Source organism: Streptomyces sp. NPDC049970 (assembly GCF_040660235.1).
GTDB lineage: Bacteria > Actinomycetota > Actinomycetes > Streptomycetales > Streptomycetaceae > Streptomyces.
On the sequence record NZ_JBFALP010000018.1, the window covers coordinates 15881 to 32929 of the forward strand.

Annotated in this window: 15 protein-coding genes and 1 riboswitch; of the genes, 11 read left to right on the forward strand and 4 right to left on the reverse strand. The window is 72.2% G+C overall.

Going from position 1 to position 17049, the window contains the following annotated elements; all coding sequences use genetic code 11:
• The first annotated feature begins 72 nt into the window (after positions 1-72).
• Both trpD and AB0I83_RS25665 read left to right on the forward strand, forming a co-directional pair.
• Positions 73-1137, forward strand: coding sequence for an anthranilate phosphoribosyltransferase (trpD, locus tag AB0I83_RS25660; protein ID WP_356536797.1), 1065 nt, complete (start codon positions 73-75; stop codon positions 1135-1137).
• A gap of 85 nt (positions 1138-1222) precedes the next feature.
• A riboswitch (SAM riboswitch) is annotated at positions 1223-1340 on the forward strand.
• A gap of 180 nt (positions 1341-1520) precedes the next feature.
• A complete protein-coding gene (locus AB0I83_RS25665; RefSeq protein WP_363306287.1) occupies positions 1521-2897 on the forward strand; it encodes an aminotransferase class V-fold PLP-dependent enzyme in 1377 nt (458 codons plus the stop codon).
• Between the two features lie 47 nt (positions 2898-2944).
• Here the strand turns inward: AB0I83_RS25665 and AB0I83_RS25670 are convergent, their stop codons facing one another.
• Together AB0I83_RS25670 and AB0I83_RS25675 are read right to left on the reverse strand one after the other, a co-directional pair.
• Entirely contained in the window at positions 2945-3226 is a 282-nt protein-coding gene (locus AB0I83_RS25670) for an Lrp/AsnC ligand binding domain-containing protein (protein WP_104784870.1), read from the reverse strand.
• A complete protein-coding gene (locus AB0I83_RS25675; RefSeq protein ID WP_363306288.1) occupies positions 3223-3969 on the reverse strand; it encodes a rhomboid family intramembrane serine protease in 747 nt (248 codons plus the stop codon). The genes AB0I83_RS25670 and AB0I83_RS25675 overlap by 4 nt, the downstream gene beginning before the upstream one ends.
• A 169-nt stretch (positions 3970-4138) precedes the next feature.
• Here AB0I83_RS25675 and AB0I83_RS25680 point away from each other — a divergent pair, with 169 nt between their 5' ends.
• From AB0I83_RS25680 to AB0I83_RS25700, 5 genes are all read left to right on the forward strand, one after another.
• Positions 4139-4381 carry a hypothetical protein gene (locus tag AB0I83_RS25680; protein WP_356536793.1) on the forward strand — a complete coding sequence of 81 codons (243 nt, stop codon included), beginning with the start codon at positions 4139-4141 and terminating at the stop codon, positions 4379-4381.
• Positions 4382-4416: 35 nt separating this feature from the next.
• The gene (locus tag AB0I83_RS25685) at positions 4417-5781 is read left to right on the forward strand and encodes an NYN domain-containing protein (protein ID WP_363306289.1); all 1365 of its coding nucleotides are present in this window, start codon (positions 4417-4419) and stop codon (positions 5779-5781) included.
• A 453-nt stretch (positions 5782-6234) separates the two neighbouring features.
• A complete protein-coding gene (locus tag AB0I83_RS25690; protein WP_356536789.1) occupies positions 6235-7260 on the forward strand; it encodes an NlpC/P60 family protein in 1026 nt (341 codons plus the stop codon).
• A 237-nt stretch (positions 7261-7497) separates the two neighbouring features.
• Positions 7498-8511 carry a C40 family peptidase gene (locus AB0I83_RS25695; RefSeq protein ID WP_363306291.1) on the forward strand — a complete coding sequence of 338 codons (1014 nt, stop codon included), beginning with the start codon at positions 7498-7500 and terminating at the stop codon, positions 8509-8511.
• Between the two features lie 16 nt (positions 8512-8527).
• The gene (locus tag AB0I83_RS25700) at positions 8528-9781 is read left to right on the forward strand and encodes a hypothetical protein (protein ID WP_363306292.1); all 1254 of its coding nucleotides are present in this window, start codon (positions 8528-8530) and stop codon (positions 9779-9781) included.
• On the opposite strand, the gene AB0I83_RS25705 is transcribed toward AB0I83_RS25700, so the two are convergent.
• The gene (locus AB0I83_RS25705; RefSeq protein ID WP_363306293.1) at positions 9738-10994 is read right to left on the reverse strand and encodes a glycosyltransferase 87 family protein; all 1257 of its coding nucleotides are present in this window, start codon (positions 10992-10994) and stop codon (positions 9738-9740) included. The two genes, AB0I83_RS25700 and AB0I83_RS25705, sit on opposite strands and share 44 nt — an antisense overlap.
• Before the next feature lie 77 nt (positions 10995-11071).
• Between AB0I83_RS25705 and AB0I83_RS25710 the strand changes: the two genes are divergently transcribed.
• Positions 11072-12214 (forward strand): glycosyltransferase family 4 protein, encoded by a 1143-nt coding sequence (locus AB0I83_RS25710; RefSeq protein ID WP_363306294.1) that lies wholly within the window; start codon positions 11072-11074, stop codon positions 12212-12214.
• Between the two features lie 162 nt (positions 12215-12376).
• On the opposite strand, the gene AB0I83_RS25715 is transcribed toward AB0I83_RS25710, so the two are convergent.
• Positions 12377-14173: an AMP-binding protein gene (locus AB0I83_RS25715; protein ID WP_363306295.1), complete on the reverse strand. Its 1797-nt coding sequence runs from the start codon at positions 14171-14173 to the stop codon at positions 12377-12379.
• A 281-nt stretch (positions 14174-14454) separates the two neighbouring features.
• Here AB0I83_RS25715 and AB0I83_RS25720 point away from each other — a divergent pair, with 281 nt between their 5' ends.
• The 3 genes from AB0I83_RS25720 to AB0I83_RS25730 all read left to right on the forward strand — a co-directional run bounded on the left by AB0I83_RS25720 (position 14455) and on the right by AB0I83_RS25730 (position 17020).
• Positions 14455-15264 carry a metallophosphoesterase gene (locus AB0I83_RS25720; protein ID WP_356842898.1) on the forward strand — a complete coding sequence of 270 codons (810 nt, stop codon included), beginning with the start codon at positions 14455-14457 and terminating at the stop codon, positions 15262-15264.
• A 120-nt stretch (positions 15265-15384) separates the two neighbouring features.
• On the forward strand, positions 15385-15834 hold the full coding sequence (locus tag AB0I83_RS25725; protein ID WP_363306296.1) for an SRPBCC family protein: 450 nt from the start codon (positions 15385-15387) through the stop codon (positions 15832-15834).
• A gap of 4 nt (positions 15835-15838) precedes the next feature.
• A complete protein-coding gene (locus AB0I83_RS25730; RefSeq protein WP_363306297.1) occupies positions 15839-17020 on the forward strand; it encodes an ArsA-related P-loop ATPase in 1182 nt (393 codons plus the stop codon).
• Positions 17021-17049 lie beyond the last annotated feature (29 nt).

Genomic DNA, 17049 nt, shown 5'->3' on the forward strand with positions numbered 1-17049 from the left:
GGCTCTTCGCTGTCTCCGGGCTGGATAGGGTGGAGGCATCTTCTATCGGCTGTGGACCCCCAGGAGCGGACCATGAACGTTGTGACCCCGGACGGCGGCGACAGCGTGGCGGCCCGTACCTGGCCCGGCGTGCTGACCCCCCTCCTGCGCGGCGAGCACCTGGACGCGGACGACACCGCCTGGGCCATGAACCGCATCATGAGCGGCGAGGCGACGGACGTCCAGATCGCCGGGTTCGCGGTCGCGCTGCGGGCCAAGGGCGAGACCGTCGACGAGGTGACCGGACTCGTCCGCGCCATGTACGAGCACGCCCACACCATCGAGGTGCCCGGTCACACGGTCGACATCGTGGGGACCGGCGGCGACATGGCCAAGACGGTCAACATCTCCACCATGTCGGCGATCGTCGTCGCCGGCACGGGCGCGAAGGTCGTCAAGCACGGCAACCGCGCCTCCTCCTCGGCGAGCGGTGCCTCCGACGTGCTGGAGAAGCTCGGGGTCAACCTCGAACTGACGCCGCAGCGCGTCGTCTCCGTCGCCGAGGAAGCCGGTATCACCTTCTGCTTCGCGGTGAAGTTCCACCCAGCCCTCCGGTACGCGGCCAGGGCCCGCAAGGAGCTCGGCACCCAGACCACGTTCAACATCCTGGGGCCGCTCACCAACCCGGCCCGGGTGCGGTCCCAGGCGATCGGCGTCGCCGACCCGAAGATGGCGCCCATCGTGGCCGGGGTGCTGGCGGACCGGGGGAACTCCGCGCTCGTCTTCCGGGGCGACGACGGCCTCGACGAGCTGACCACCACGGCCACCTCCCGGGTGTGGGTCGTCCGTGACGGCACTGTCCGCGAGGAGGCGTTCGACCCGCGTGACGTGGGGCTGGAAGTGGTGCCCGTCGAGGCCCTGCGCGGTGCCGACGCGTCGTACAACGCGGATGTCGCCCGCCGCCTGCTGGCCGGGGAGACCGGTCCCGTGCGGGACGCGGTACTCCTCAACTCGGCAGCCGCCCTGGTCGCGTTGGACCCGGGCGAGGGCACGCTGAACGAGCAGCTCGCCGGGGGGATGCGCCGGGCCGCGGAGGCCATCGACTCGGGCGCGGCGAGGCGTGCGCTGGAGCGCTGGGTGACCGCCAGCAACGCCTGAGGCGCGCACGAGGCGAACAGGGGCGCGGTCCGCATCGCGGACCGCGCCCTTGCGCGTGGCCACGCATATGGCAAGATGCTGCGCAGGTCATGAGTGACAGCGACTACGGCCCCGGCCCGCTGTCCGGCAACCCTCCGTCCGTGGCGGGGTGCCCCGGGTGAAGACCAGGCCGCAGGCAGCGAGGTCTGCGGCAAGCGCGGGCCCCTCGGCGTCGTCGTACGCCACCCCTTGGGGTCCTGGTCCCAGGGAGCCTCTTGTGAGCAAGCGAATGCGATAGGGCACGACGCCCTACTCCGCGCACCTTCTTCTCTCTTCTCCCGCGCCGCCGCGACCTGTCGGATCGCCGGCGCGTGGACTTCGCCTGTCTCTCACGGGAGTTCGCCATGTCTGTCTCCACCGCTGCCGTCGACCAGTCCGTTTGTGCCCCGCTGCCGGTTCTGGGTGCCGATGTCACTGTTCCGCTCGTCACGGGCGGCAGTGTCACCTACGCCGCCCTCGACTACGCGGCCAGCGCCCCGGCCCTGCAGCGGGTCTGGGACGACGTGGCCGCCTACGCCCCGTACTACGGCAGCGTCCACCGCGGCGCCGGATACCTCTCGCAGCTCTCCACCGACCTGTTCGAGACCAGCCGGACCACCGTCGCGGAGTTCCTCGGCTGCCGCGCGGACGACCAGGTGGTCTTCACCCGCTCGACGACCGACTCCCTCAACCTGCTGGCCGCGGCGCTGCCCGCCGACTGCCAGGTCTTCGTGTTCGAGACCGAGCACCACGCCTCACTGCTGCCCTGGCGCGACACCCGGGTGGACTACCTCGACGCCCCGCGCACCCCGGGACAGGCCGTCGAGACCCTGGAGCGGGCACTGGCCGACCGCGACCCCCGCGGTCCGGCGCTGGTCTGCGTCACCGGCGCGTCCAACGTCACCGGTGAACTGTGGCCGGTGAAGGAGCTGGCCGCCGCCGCGCACGCCCACGGGGCCCGGATCGTCCTCGACGCCGCCCAGTTGGCACCCCACCACCCGGTCGACATCGCGGAGCTGGACGTCGACTGGATCGCCTTCTCGGGACACAAGCTGTACGCCCCGTTCGGTTCCGGTGTCCTCGCGGGCCGGGCCGACTGGCTGCGAGACGCGAAGCCCTACCTCGCCGGGGGCGGAGCCTCCCGCAAGGTCGCCCGGCGCACCGACGGCGGTGTGGACGTGGAGTGGCACACCACGGCCGCCCGGCACGAGGCCGGCTCGCCCAACGTCATCGGCGTCTACTCCATCGCCGCCGCCTGCAAGGCCCTGACCGAGGCCGGCTTCGACCGGCTGGTCGAGCGGGAGCAGCAGCTCGTCACCCGGGTACGCGACGGACTGGCCGGCGTCCCCGAGGTGAGGGTGCTCTCGCTGTTCGGCGACGACGCCCCCCGGGTCGGCGTCATCTCCTTCGTGGTCGAGGGATGGAGCAGCTCGCACTTCGCCGCCGCTCTCTCCGCCGAGTACGGCATCGGGGTGCGCGACGGGCTCTTCTGCGCGCACCCGCTGGTCCGGACCCTGCTGGGCAGCGAGCCGCAGGACCCGGGCGAGTGCGGCGCGCCCGATGCCGCACCGGGGGAGAGGTCCCTCAACGCCATCCGGGTGAGCTTCGGCGCCGGCACCCCGGACGAGCACATCGAGCGGTTCCTCGGAGCGGTCCGGGAGCTGGTGAGCTCGGGAGCGCGCTGGGTCTACCGCACCGAGGACGGCCGCTGCGTCCCGGACCGCGGTACCTCGCAGGTCTGATCCGCCCCGGACACGGCTCCGGCCAGGCCGAGGAGCCGTGTCCGGTGTCAGGCGTCGAGGCCGATGGCGAAGGCCGCCTCAAGGTCGTGCTGCGAGTAGGTGCGGAAGGCCACGTGCGTGTCGGTGCCCTCCACTCCCTGGATCTTGCTGATCCGGCCCGGGATGACATCGGCCAGATCGTCGTGCCTGGCCACCCGGACCATGGCGATCAGGTCGTACGTACCGGTGACCGAGAAGACTTCGCTGACGCTGTCCAGCGCGGCAATGGCCTCGGCGATCTCGGGAATCCGGTCCACGCTGGTCTTGATGAGAACGATCGCGGTGATCACGGCTGGCTTTCTCCCTCGGTGGCCGTGGCTGGAGACTTCACTCTAGTACCACCCCGATGGCGTCCCCAGGCGTAGAGGAACCCCGTCGCGAAGCCCGCCACGTGGGCGAGGTACGCCACGCCCGGGCCGCTGCCCGCCCCCTGGGCCGCCAGCCACTGGAGCACGAACCAGAAGACGAGCACGATCCAGGCGGGGAAGCGGAGCGGCAGGAAGAAGAGGAACGGGAAGAGGCTGGTGACCCGGGCCCGGGGGAAGAGGCGGAGGAACGCGCCGAGCACCGCGGAGATCGCCCCCGACGCGCCGACCAGTGTCTGGTCGGAACCCGCGTGCACGACCGCGTAGGCGACCAGGGCGAAGTAGCCGCACGCGAGGTAGAAGAACAGGAACTCGACGCGCCCCATGCGCTCCTCGGCCATCGCGCCGAACACGTAGAGGAAGAGCATGTTGCCGAGCAGGTGCAGCCAGCTGCCGTGCACGAAGAGGGCGGTCAGCGGGGTCAGCGCCGAGTGCGCCGAGCCGTTCAGGAGCTCGCTCGGGATCACCCCCCACCGCTCGAAGTAGCCGGCCTGCGCGGCGAGGAGGGCGTCCCCCTCGCCGTGGGAGGGGTTGAACCCGGAGAGCGGGCTGATCAGGAACACCGCGCAGCACAGCGCCATGAGCCCGTACGTGACCGGGGCTCCGCCGGCCACCGCCCCCAGCCTTCTGGTCCGTTCCCGCCAGTGGACTTCCTGCCGATCGATCACGTACAGAGCATGACGCACCCGGCGGGAACGGGGCAGACCGCCTCGCCGTGCCGGTGGGTAGACCCGAGGCCGTAGGGTTGCCGCACGACATCCGCAGGTTCGACGGCGCACCGCGAGATCGAAGACCTGGGCACACAGGACTCGGCGAACGACGAAAGAGGACGCAACGATGACGACGGTTCCCCAGCCGACGGACGGGACCCGCTGGCGCTGCACACTCTGCGGCAACCTCACCCGTTTCGACGTGACGCGTTCCTCCAAGGTCGTCGAGTACGTGCATCTCGACCTGGCCGGTGAGTCCAGTGTCGAGGAGCGGGAGGTGGTCAGTGAGACCATCGAGTCCGTGCGCTGCCGCTGGTGCAACGCGGTGGACCAGATCGAACTGGTCGACAGGCCGGGCGCCGGCTCCTGACGGGGGTCGCGCGGACCTACATATTGGGGTGATGGATGGTGGAGCAGCCGACAGGCGGCGCCGAACCGGCCGACGCGGCCGACGGTTCCGCGGAGTCGCTCGACCGTCCGCTGCCCGAGGGCGTGCGCCGCAAGGTGGTGGCGCTGGTCTCGGACGCCTTCGGCGGCCTGACCGTCGGTGAACTCCCCGCCCAGCTCCGGCAGTACGCCCGCTTCACGCCGACCCGGCGCGCCAAGTTCGCGGGCAACGCGATGGCGGCCGCGCTGGAGGGCGACCCGGTGTTCCGCCGGCGTGTCGGCGAGCGCATCGGCCAGACCCAGCCGGAGCTTGCCGAGGCGCTGAGCTCCGGTGCGCCCCCCGCCGCCGCCGACCCGGTCGACGTGGCCGCGGCGGCGTACGTGCTGCGGCCGGCCGGCTGGGTCAAGCTCGTCGCCGCGGCCGGCGAGGAGGTCCAGCGGGCCCACGCCGAGCGTGCGGACGAGGAGACCCGGCGGGAGCTGGAGCGGCTGCGCGAGGAGCTCGACCACGCCCGCGGGCAGACCAGGGCCGACACCGAGCGGCTGCGCTCGGAGCTGGACGCGGCCCGCAAGGAGGCCGACTCCCTGCAGCGCAAACTGCGCAGCGTCCTCAGCGAGGTGAAGCGCGGGGAGGCCGCGCTGCGCAAGATCGGTGCCGAGGCGGAGACCGTGCGCGCCGAGAGTGCGGCGCAGGTGTCCGCGGCCGAGAGCGAGACCCGGCGGCTCAAGGCGAGGCTCGCCGAAGCGGAGGCCTCGGTCGAGGCGGGCCGCAGGGCGGCCAGGGAGGGGCGGTCGGTCGAGGACATGCGGCTGCGGCTGCTCCTGGACACCGTGCTCGAAGCTGCCCAGGGCCTGCGCCGCGAACTGGCCCTGCCCCCTTCGTCGATCCGTCCCGCGGACGGCGTCGAGGCGGTGGAGCCGGGCCGTATGTCGCCCAAGGACATCGCGGCCAGGGCGCTTTCGGAGACCGATCCGGCGCTGCTGGACCAGCTGCTCGCGCTTCCGCAGGCGCATCTCATCGTCGACGGCTACAACGTCACCAAGACCGGCTATCCGCAGATGCCGCTGGAGAAGCAGCGGTTGCGCCTCCTGGGCGGGCTCTCCTTGCTCGCGGCCCAGACCGGCGCCGAGATGACCTGTGTCTTCGACGGTGCCGAACTGGCCGTCCCGGTCCTGCTCGCACCACCTCGCGGCGTGCGGGTGCTGTTCAGCAAGGCGGGGGTGACCGCCGACGAGCTGATCAGGCAGCTCGCGCGCGCCGAGCCGGTCGGCAGGCCCGTCGTCGTGGTCTCCACCGACCGTGAGGTGGCGGACGGGGTCGCGAAGGCCGGAGCGAGACCGGTCGCGTCCGCGTTGCTCCTCAAGCGCCTTTCACGCGTCTAAGGGCTGTCCCGCGATTCCCGGCGGGCGCGCGACGACAGCTACGGCACCTCGCTGCGTTGTCGGAACGTCCATATACGTCCAGTGTGCGGACGTCCCTCCGCCTTGCGATGCACCGCATCTGACGCCGCGCGCTGATCCACCGGGAATTGCGGGACAGCCATTGGGGCGCCATGTGCGTCATGGGCGACTTGCCGGATTTTATGGAACGTACCGTCAAGTCGCCGCTACACGCAGTGTGATGAAAGTAAAGAAGTGCCTGGTGTGACGAGATTTTGCTCGTGAGGATTTGAACTGATCACAAGGTGGTCACTATGGTCAGGCCTCGAACCTTCGCACGGTTGATCGCCCACCCGGGGCGACAGCGAAGGAACCGCCGAATCCGTCCTGCGCGGAGCCGGGGATGCCATCCCCCACAGCCCGGTAGGCGGCTCGAGGAAGAAGGAGCTCGCCTTCGTGGCGTCCCACCGTCGTCCCAAGCAGCCGAGCCGCACCCGCGTGACCGTGCTCACCGCGACCGCAGCAGCAGCAGTGGCCCTGACCTCCCAGGCCGCACACGCCGACCCGAAGCCGACCAAGAGCGAGGTCAAGGCGAAGGTCGACAAGCTCTACCACGAGGCCGAGGCCGCCACCGAGAAGGCCAACGGTGCCAAGGAGCAGCAGGACAAGCTCAAGAAGCAGGCCGACGCTCTCCAGGACAAGGTCGCCCGCGGCCAGGACGAGCTCAACACCCTGCGTGGTGAGCTCGGTTCGCTCGCCACGGCGCAGTACCGCTCCGGTGGTCTCGACCCGTCGGTGCAGCTGCTGCTCTCCTCCGACCCGGACGACTTCCTCGACCAGGCCTCCGCGCTCGACCAGTTGACGGCCAAGCAGGCCGAGTCGCTGCAGAAGATCCAGGCGAAGCAGCGCACCCTGGCGCAGCAGCGCAAGGAGGCGCAGGCCAAGCTCACCGACCTCGCCGACGTCCGCGAGACGCTCAACGAGAACAAGAAGAAGTACCAGGGCAAGCTCGCCGACGCCCAGAAGCTGCTCAACACCCTCACCGCCGCCGAGCGCGCCAAGATGGCCCAGGACGAGCAGCGCGCCAGCCGCGCCGCCGGCGACCGGGTCGAACTCGGCAACGAGCTCCCCGCCTCCGCCCGTGGCGCCGCCGCCCTCCAGGCCGCCTCCACGCAGCAGGGCAAGCCGTACGTCTCGGGCGGCACCGGCCCCAACTCGTTCGACTGCTCGGGGCTGACCCAGTGGGCGTACGCGCAGGCCGGAGTCCAGATCACCCGCACCACGTACACCCAGATCAACGACGGTGCCCGGATCGGTCGCAGCGCCCTGAAGCCGGGCGACCTGGTCTTCTTCAACAACACCTCGCACGTGGGCCTGTACGCGGGCAACAACCAGATCCTGCACGCCCCCAAGCCCGGCGCCGTGGTCCGCTACGAGTCGATGGACTACATGGGCACCTTCCAGTTCGGCGTGCGCGTCTGACGCCCGAACGGGCGAATCGCGCCACCCCCTGACGACACACCGCCCCGCCGGAGACCACAGGTCACCGGCGGGGCGGTGGAGTTTCGTCCCCCTCCGCCTCCCGGTACGGCCTTTTGTCGGTCTGTAGCTAGACGGTTACTCTCTGCGCTGCCGTGCAGCTCCCGTGCGTCGGTCCGCCCGCCCCGGGCGGCAGGGGCTGCGCACATCTGCGTACAGCGGAAGGGAGTGCGGCTTCCTGTGGTGTCGCATCGCCGCCCCACCCGTCCCGGCCTCAACCGTGGCGTCCGGGCCACCGTCCTGTCCGCCGCCGCGGCCACCGCGGCCGCCACCCTGGGCACCGCGCCGGCGAGTGCCCGGACGCAGGAGCCCCACGAGACCGCCGGGGCCGCGGTGGACCGGCTCCACGAGGAGGCGGAGCGGGCCACCGAGAAGTACAACGCGGCCCGGGAGGACCTCGGCCGGATGCGTGACCGGCTCGACAGGGCCCAGGACTCGGCGGCCCGGACGCAGGAGGACGTCAACCGGATGCGGGACACCCTCGGCTCGATGGCCGGCGCCCAGTACCGTTCGGGCGGCATCGACCCCGCGTTCGCGCTGCTGCTCTCCTCGGACCCCGACACCTTCCTGGACCGCGCCGCGGCCCTGGACCGGGCCGGCGAGCGCAGGACCGTGATCCTGCACAAGCTCCACCGCGCCCAGCGCAGGATCGCCCAGAGCCGTGCCGAGGCCGCCGGAGCCCTCGCCGCCATGGAACGTGACCGGGCGGCCCTGGCGCGCCACAAGCGCGCCGTCGAGGGCAAGCTGGCCCGCGCCCGGCAGCTGCTGCGCGCGCTGCCCGCCGCCGACCGCGAGGAGCTGGGCCGGGCCTCCCGCTCGGCCGCGCCCGGGACGTCCGCACCGGGCTCGGCGCGCGGCATGGCGGCCCTCACGGCGGCCCGGCAGGCGCTGGGACGCCCGTACGTGTGGGGTGCCAACGGCCCGGCCGGGTTCGACTGCTCCGGCCTCATGCAGTGGGCGTACGCGCAGGCGGGGGTCGGCCTGCCCCGGACCTCGCAGGCGCAGCGGTACGCGGGCCGCGTGGTGCCGCTCTCGCAGGCGCGGCCCGGCGATCTCGTCGCCTACCGCGCCGACGCGAGCCACATCGGGATGTACGCGGGCAACGGCCAGGTCATCCACGCCCCGTACCCCGGCGCCCCGGTCCGCTACGACCCCGTCGGCATGATGCCCGTCTCCTCGGTCACCCGCGTCTGACCGTACGATCGGCGGGATGGCTGTTCGGACACAGGACGCGCGGCGGGTGCCCACCCGCGGACGGGGCACGGCAGGGGCCGTGCTCGCCGTCCTGCTGGTCGCGCCCGCCTGCGCCGCCCCCCGGGACACCGCCACGGGCCCCACCGCCCGGCAGGTCTCGGCGGCCCTGGACCGCCGTGCCGCCGCTGTCATGGCGCACGACACCGACGCCTATCTGGCCGCCCTCGATCCACGGGCGACGTCGTTCCGGGCGGCCCAGCGCACCGAACTGCTCAACCTCGCGGACGTCCCCCTGGAGTCATGGGCGTACAAGGTGAAGGACGTCACCGGCCAGGGCGACGACCGGGTCACGGCCGAGGTCGAACTGCGCTACCGGATCAAGGACTACGACAAGGCGCCCATGTCCTCCTCCCGCGAGGTGGAGCTGGTCCGCCGGGGCGAGGGCCGCAGCTGGTACATCGCCGCTGACCGGGCCTCCGACGGCGGTCCGGGGCAGCTCTGGCAGCAGGGCGACGTCCAGGTCGTACGGGGCACGCGCAGCCTCGTCCTGGGGGTCGGGCGGCCGGAGGCGGAACTCCGCCGGATCGCGGCCACCGCGGACCGGGCCGTCCCCTCGGTCACCGGAGCCTGGCCGGAGCCCTGGGCGGAGCGTGTTGTGGTGATGGTGCCCCGCACCGTCGAGGACATGGCGGGGCTCCTGGGCTCGCCCGTCGCGAGCTACCGGGGGATAGCGGCGGTCACCACCGGTGAGGTCGGCGGCACCGGCCGCGCGCCCGCGGACCGGGTGGTCGTCAACCCGCAGGCGTACGGCATGCTCGGCGACTTCGGGCAGCGGGTGGTCCTCACGCACGAGACCGCACACGTCGCGACCCGCGCCCACACCTCGGCCGCCACCCCGGTCTGGCTCTCCGAGGGCTTCGCCGACCGGACCGCCTACCGCCAGGAGAGCCGCACCGCCGCGGAGATCGCCCCCGAGCTCGCCGAGGCGGTGCGCGGCGGCGACCTGCCCGCGCGGCTGCCGGTGGACGAGGACTTCGGTTTCGACGAGGACCCGGCCGAGCTCTCCCGGGCCTACGAAGGCGCCTGGCTGGCCTGCGAGCTGATCGCGCGGGACTGGGGCGAGGAGGAGCTGATCGCCTTCTACAAGGCCGTGGGCAGCCGCTCCGGACGCGACGGGGCGGTGGAGCACGCGATGCAGTCGGTGCTCGGCACGACACCCCAGGACTTCACGGCGCGGTGGCGGGAGTACCTTCGCGCCCGGCTGGGCTGACCCGCTCAGCCGCCCGTCCACGCCGGCCACCCGGCACGGTCCCCCGCCACAGGCGGCGCCCGGCGCACAGCGTCGCCACGACCAGCAGGCCGTTGCGCACGGCCATGAGCGCCACACCCTCGGCGTCACCGGCGACCACATGGGCGAAGCCGAGCGGGAACTCCAGCAGGGTGACCCCGGTCGCGACCAGCACCAGCCACGCGGGCAGCCCCATCCGGCTGCCCCGGAAGACCAGGCAGACGGCGGCGACACCGAGCGGCCACACCATGTACTGGGGGCTGATGACACGGCTGGTCACGGTGAACAGGAGCACCGCGGTGAACGCCGCGTCCGCCGGGGTGTGCACCGCGAACGTACGGGCGCGCAGCCGCCACACCAGCAGCCAGCCGAAGGCGAACACGCTCAGCACCAGGGCAAGCGTGCTCACCAGCGCGACGTGCGGCCCGGCGAACTCCATCGAGCCGTAGCGCAGCTCCACCCGGCCGTCCCAGCCGAACTGCCGGGCGACGTGGAACACCAGCGCCCCCAGCGACTCGATCTCCAGGCCGCGGTCCCGCTGGAACGTCAGGAACGCGAACGCGCCGGGCAGCGCCACCGCCGCCACCGAGGCAGCCACGGCGGCCGTCACCGCGGCGGCGGACCAGGACCGCCGTGTCGCCCGCCCGGGTGCCGTGCCCACCAGCAGCAGCACCGGCCACACCTTCAGCAGCGTCCCGAAGGCGACCAGGGCCCCCATCACCCGGGGGTGGCGGACGCCGGCCAGCAGGGCCGCGACCGCCACGGCCGTCACCATCAGGTCGTACCGGGCGTAGACCGTCGGCCCGAGCAGCGGCACCCCCAGCACCCACAGCCACACCCCCGCGCTCCCGCCGTCCGGGCGGCCGCTCGCGCGGAGCAGCAGCCCGAGCACCAGCGCGTCACAGAGCAGCACGAGCACGAAGAAGGCGGAGGCGTACTCCAGGAAGGGGAGCAGATCCGGGGAGAGCACGGCGAGCGCGGCGGCCGGCGGGTACTGCCAGGTGACGTCGTCCAGCGGGTAGGAACCGGCGTGGAACACCTCGTACCAGCCCCGGTAGATCACCGAGACGTCGCTCGTGACGTCCGGGCCGGGCACCGTGAACACCTTGAAGACGCAGAGCAGCAGCACCGCCCGGCTCAGACCCCACACGGCGAGGGACAGCCCCCGGCCGCTCGCACCCGCCCTGACCGTCATACACGCCATGATGCGGGTCGCGGCTGTGCGGGAGCCGTCAGGCAGGGCCGTCCGGCCGCCCGGTACTGTCGGCGGCGATGGACAAGACCCTGATCGTGACGAACGACTTCCCGCCCCGGCCCGGCGGTATCCAGGCCTTCCTGCACAACATGGCGCTGCGCCTGGATCCCGGCCGGCTCGTCGTCTACGCCTCCACCTGGAAGCGGGGCGAGGAGGGCGCCGAGGCCACCGCGGCCTTCGACGCCGAACAGCCCTTCACCGTCGTACGCGACCGTACGACGATGCTGCTGCCCACCCCGCGGGTCACCCGCCGGGCCGTCCACCTGCTGCGGGAGCACGGGTGCTCCTCCGTCTGGTTCGGCGCGGCCGCCCCGCTCGGGCTGATGGCGCCCGCGCTGCGACGGGCCGGAGCGCGCCGGATCGTGGCCACCACCCACGGCCACGAGGCGGGCTGGGCCCAGCTGCCCGCCTCCCGGCAGCTGCTGCGCAGTATCGGCGAGGGCACCGACACCATCACCTACCTCGGCGAGTACACCCGCTCCAGGATCGCCGCCGCGCTCACCCCCGAGGCCGCGGGACGCATGGTCCAGCTCCCGCCGGGTGTCGACGAGAAGACGTTCCACCCCGGATCGGGCGGGGACCGGATCCGGGCCCGCCTCGGTCTCGCGGACCGGCCCGTCGTCGTATGCGTGTCGCGGCTCGTGCCGCGCAAGGGCCAGGACACGCTCATCCTCGCGATGCCCGCGATCCTGGCGAAGGTGCCCGACGCCGTCCTGCTCGTCGTGGGCGGTGGCCCGTACGCGGGGCAGCTGAGGAAGCTGGCCGCCGAGACGGGTGTGCAGGACTCCGTGCGCTTCACCGGACCGGTGCCGTGGGAGGAACTCCCCGCGCACCACGGCGCCGGCGACGTGTTCGCCATGCCCTGCCGCACCCGGCGGGGCGGGCTCGACGTCGAGGGCCTCGGCATCGTCTACCTGGAGGCGTCCGCGACCGGACTCCCGGTCGTCGCGGGCGACTCGGGCGGCGCCCCGGACGCCGTGCTCGACGGCGAGACCGGCTGGGTGGTGCGGGGCGGCTCGGCCGAGGAGTCCGCCGACCGGATCGTCACCCTGCTCGGCGACGCCGAGCTGCGGCGGCGCATGGGGGAGCGGGGCCGCGCCTGGGTCGAGGAGAAGTGGCGCTGGGACCTGCTCGCCGGGAAGCTGGAGACGCTGCTCTGAGCCCGCGTCCCGGGACGTCGGCAGAGGGGCGCGCGTCGTAACCCCGCTCGGCGTACGCGCCCCGGGACGCGCTTCGGACACCTACCTCGCGACGCGCGTACGAGGAGGGGCCCGCACCGGTCGTGGTGCGGGCCCCTCCTCGTACGCCGAGTCCGTCCGGGCTCAGCCCCGGTAGATCGACTCGACCTCGTCCGCGAAGTCCTTAGCCACGACGTTGCGCTTCAGCTTCAGCGACGGCGTGATGTGGCCGGCCTCCTCGGTGAACTGATTCGCCAGGACCCGGAACTTGCGTACGGACTCCGCCTTGGAGACCGCCGCGTTGCCGTCGTCCACGGCGCGCTGCACCTCGGCGAGCAGATCCGGGTCCTCGCGCAGCGACACGGCCGTCGAACCCGCCGGCTTGCCGTTCTCCTCGGCCCAGCGGGAGAGGAACTCCTCGTCGAGCGTCAGCAGCGCGCCGACGAACGGCCGTCCGTCGCCCACCACCATGCACTCGGCGACCAGCGCGTGCGCGCGGATACGGTCCTCGATCACCGCGGGGGCGACGTTCTTGCCGCCCGCCGTCACGATGATCTCCTTCTTGCGGCCGGTGATCGCGAGGTAGCCGTCCTCGTCGAGCGTGCCGATGTCGCCGGTGTGGAACCAGCCGTCGGCCAGCGCCTCGGCCGTCGCGGCCTCGTTCTTCCAGTACCCGGCGAACAGGTGCTCGCCGTGCAGCAGCACCTCGCCGTCGTCGGCGATCCGGACGACCGAACCGGGCAGCGGCTGGCCGACCGTGCCGATCTTCTGCCGGTCCCACGGGTTGAAGGCCGTCGCCGCACAGGTCTCGGTCAGGCCGTAGCCCTCCAGCACCGTGAAGCCGATACCGCGGAAGAAGTGGCCGAGCCGCTCGCCCAGCGGTGCGCCGCCGGAGATCGCGTACTCGCCCCGGCCGCCGAGCACCGCCCGCAGCTTGCTGAACACCAGCTTGTCGAAGACCCTGTGCCTGACCTTCAGGCCGACCGACGGACCCGGCGGCGTACCCAGCGCACGGCTGTACGCGATCGCCGTGTCGGCCGCCCGGTCGAAGATCCTGCCCTTGCCGTCGGCCTGGGCCTTGGCGCGCGCCGAGTTGTAGACCTTCTCGAACACCCGCGGTACGCCGAGGACGAGCGTCGGCCGGAACGAGGCCAGCTCATCGGTGAGGTTCTTGATGTCCGGCACGCAGCCGAGCTTGATCGGGGCCATCACCGAGGCGACCTCGACCAGCCGGCCGAAGACGTGCGCGGCGGGCAGGAAGAGCAGGACGGAGCACTCGCCGGTACGGAAGAGGGGCTTGAGCCGCTCCACGATGTTGCCGCACTCCGCGAAGAAGCTGCGGTGCGTCAGCACACAGCCCTTCGGGCGTCCGGTGGTGCCCGAGGTGTAGACGATCGTCGCCGGGTCGTCGGCCTTGGCACTGACCATGCGCATGTCCAGCGTCTCGGCGGAGACCGAGGCGCCCGACGCGGCGAGTTCGGCGATCGCACCCCGGTCGATCTCCCAGACGTGCTCCAGGCCGGGGAGCCGGTCGTGTACGGAGGCCACGGTCCGCGCGTGGCCGTCGCTCTCGACGACGACCGCGACCGCGCCCGAGTCGCCGAGTATCCACTGCACCTGCTCGGCGGAGCTGGTCTCGTAGACCGGCACGGTGACCGCGCCCGCGCTCCAGATGGCGAAGTCCAGCAGCACCCACTCGAAGCGGGTGCGGGACATGAGTGCGACCCGGTCACCCGGCTGGATGCCCGCCGCGATCAGGCCTCTGGCGGTCTCCTCGACCTCGGCGAGGAACTGTGTCGCCGAGACGTCCGTCCAGACGCCGGCCACCTTCCGGCTCATCACCGCGACATCGGGGTGCTGAGAGGCGTTGCGGCGGATGAGATCCGTCAGGTTGCCGTCCGCAGGGACCTCGTACAGGGCCGGAAGGCTGAACTCGCGCAAGACTGCTGCTCCTCATAGGGCTCCGGTTCCACGGCTCTGTGCGACGTACCGGATGCGGTCCAAGACTGGCAGATGCTCAGTGGGGTGAGCACGACTGGACTGGCCGGACGTTACCCACCGGTAAGCGGTTCCGGAAAGGGGGTCCCGGTCAGATGTCTCATGCATCACACATATCGGTGGTCCTTCGGCGCACATTAGTCCACCCGTGTCCCGATCCGGAAGTAATCGCAGGTCCGACGGCCTCTACCCAGAGCGGTGCGCCGAGATCTAGGGTGAAGTCCATGCGAGCCGGCGCACCCCGAGATCGACACACGACCACCACCCCGCGGACACGCGTGCACGTCGTCAGCGACGTCCACGGCAACACGGAGGCACTGGCGCGCGCCGGAGACGGCGCGGACGCCCTGATCTGTCTGGGTGACCTGGTCCTCTTCCTCGACTACGCCGATCACTCACGCGGGATCTTCCCCGACCTGTTCGGCCGGGAGAGCGCGGACCGCATCGTCGAACTGCGCACCGCGCGGCGCTTCGAGGAGGCCCGTGCCTTCGGCCAGGAGCTGTGGGCGGGCCGGGACCGCAACGCGGCGATCCTGTCCGCCGTACGCAAGCAGTACGCCGAGATGTTCGCCGTCCTGCCCACGCCGACCTACGCCACCTACGGCAACGTCGACGTGCCGGCGCTCTGGCCCGAGTACGCCAACCCCGGTACCGCCGTGCTGGACGGCGAACGCGTCGAGATCGGCGGCCGGGTCTTCGGCTTCGTCGGCGGCGGTCTGAAGACCCCGATGAACACCCCGTACGAGATCAGCGACGAGGAGTACGCCGCCAAGGTCGAGGCGCTCGGGCCGGTGGACGTCCTGTGCTCGCACATCCCGCCCGAGGTCCCCGAGCTGACGTACGACACGGTGGCCCGGCGCTTCGAACGCGGCAGCCACGCCCTCCTGGACGCCATCCGGCGCACCCGTCCCCGCTATGCGATTTTCGGCCATGTCCACCAGCCCCTGGTCCGCCGGATGCGGATCGGCGTCACCGAGTGCGTCAACGTCGGCCACTTCGCGTCGACCGGGCGCCCCTGGGCCCTGGAGTGGTGAGCGACACGGGCACCGGCCGGCGGCCGGGGCGCGGACGGGACGGCCGTGGACACGCGATAGCCTGCACACGGCAGGCCTCTGCCGAACGCGACCGGTACACCGCACTGGAGGGCCACGGCGATGGCTGAACACACCAGCTCGAGCATCACGATCGAGGCGGCACCGGCCGACGTCATGGGAGTGATCGCCGACTTCGACCGCTATCCGGAATGGACCGGAGAGGTGAAGGAGGCCGAGATCCTCGCCGTCGACGACCAGGGCCGCGCAGAGCAGGTCCGGCTCGTCCTGGACGCCGGCGCGATCAAGGACGACCACGTCCTCGCCTACACCTGGAACAGCCAGTACGAGGTGGGCTGGACCCTCGTCAAGTCCCAGATGCTGCGCGCGCTCGACGGCAGCTACGCGCTCGCGCCGCTGGGCGACGGCAACCGCACCGAGGTCACCTACCGGCTCGCCGTGGACGTCAAGATCCCGCTGCTCGGCATGATCAAGCGCAAGGCGGAGAAGGTCATCATCGACCGCGCCCTCGCCGGCCTGAAGAAGCGCGTCGAGTCCGTCTCCAAGGCCTGATCACGTGCGTACGGTCCTCGTCACCGGCCCCGGCGGCGCAGGCCGTACCACCGTCGCGGCGGCGACCGCGCTGGCCTCGGCACGCAGCGGCCGGCGCACACTCCTGGTCTCCGCCGACGCCGTGCCCGCCCTTCCCGCGGGCGCCGAACCCACCGAGGCCGCCGAGCGGCTGGAATGCGTCCGCGTCGACTCCGCCGCACACTTCCGCGGCGAACTCCTCGACCTCCAGGAACGCGCCTCCGGGGTCCTCGACCTCCTCGGCGCCAACCGGCTCGACGCCGAGGAGCTCACCGAGCTGCCGGGCAGCGCGCAGCTCGCCGTCCTGCACACCCTGCGCCGTGCCGCCGAGGGCGACTGGGCGAGGCACGGCTACGACGTACTCGTCGTCGACCTCCCCCCGCTGACGGATGCCCTGGCCCTGCTCGCCCTGCCCGGGCAGCTGCGCCGCTACCTCCGCCGTCTCCTGCCCCGCGAGCGCCAGGCCGCCCGCGCCCTGCGCCCGGTGCTCGCCCAGCTCGCCGGGGTGCCCATGCCCGCCCGATGGCTGTACGAGGCCGCCGCCCGCAAGGACGCCGAACTCGCCGCCGTCGAGGCACTGATCGAGGACGCCGCGACCACGGTGCGGCTGGTCGCCGAACCCGGGCCGGCCGCCGGCGAGGCGCTGAGCGCGGCCCGTACCGGACTGGCCCTGCACGGGCTGAGTGTCGACGCGGTCGTCGCGGCACGGGTCCTGCCCCGGCACTCCGCCGACCCCTGGTTCGCCGATCTCGCGGCCCGCCAGGAGAAGTGCCTGGACCAGTGGCACCAGGAGTGGGAGCCCGGTACGCCCGTACGCGAGACCCCCCATCTCGGCCACGAGCCGCGCACCGTCGACGACCTGGCCGTTCTCGCCGAGACGTGCGCGACGGACGACCGGTCGCCGGGACACGCCGAGGACTCCTGGTGGACCGAGCGGGCCGACGACGGAGTCATCTCCTGGTGCCTGCCGCTGCCCGGAGCCGTCAAGGAGGACCTCAAGCTCGTCCGGCGAGGCGACGAACTCCTCCTCACCGCAGGCCCGTTCCACCGGATCGTGCGCCTGGAGTCCGCGCTGCGCCGCTGCACCGTCTCCGGGGCCGCGCTGACCGACGGCGTCCTGCGTGTCCGGTTCACGCCCGACCCGGCGCTCTGGCCACGCACACGATGAACGGGATACCACCGTTCGGGTAACGTCGG

What these genes read in the sequence shown, in the direction of transcription:
- AB0I83_RS25680 (WP_356536793.1), top strand. Translation starts at nt 4,139, where the DNA reads ATGACGACGGTTCCCCAGCCGACGGACGGGACCCGCTGGCGCTGCACA.
- AB0I83_RS25725 (WP_363306296.1), top strand. Translation starts at nt 15,385, where the DNA reads ATGGCTGAACACACCAGCTCGAGCATCACGATCGAGGCGGCACCGGCC.
- AB0I83_RS25710 (WP_363306294.1), top strand. Translation starts at nt 11,072, where the DNA reads ATGGACAAGACCCTGATCGTGACGAACGACTTCCCGCCCCGGCCCGGC.
- AB0I83_RS25705 (WP_363306293.1), bottom strand. Translation starts at nt 10,994, where the DNA reads ATGACGGTCAGGGCGGGTGCGAGCGGCCGGGGGCTGTCCCTCGCCGTG.
- trpD (WP_356536797.1), top strand. Translation starts at nt 73, where the DNA reads ATGAACGTTGTGACCCCGGACGGCGGCGACAGCGTGGCGGCCCGTACC.
- AB0I83_RS25665 (WP_363306287.1), top strand. Translation starts at nt 1,521, where the DNA reads ATGTCTGTCTCCACCGCTGCCGTCGACCAGTCCGTTTGTGCCCCGCTG.
- AB0I83_RS25700 (WP_363306292.1), top strand. Translation starts at nt 8,528, where the DNA reads ATGGCTGTTCGGACACAGGACGCGCGGCGGGTGCCCACCCGCGGACGG.
- AB0I83_RS25685 (WP_363306289.1), top strand. Translation starts at nt 4,417, where the DNA reads ATGGTGGAGCAGCCGACAGGCGGCGCCGAACCGGCCGACGCGGCCGAC.
- AB0I83_RS25720 (WP_356842898.1), top strand. Translation starts at nt 14,455, where the DNA reads ATGCGAGCCGGCGCACCCCGAGATCGACACACGACCACCACCCCGCGG.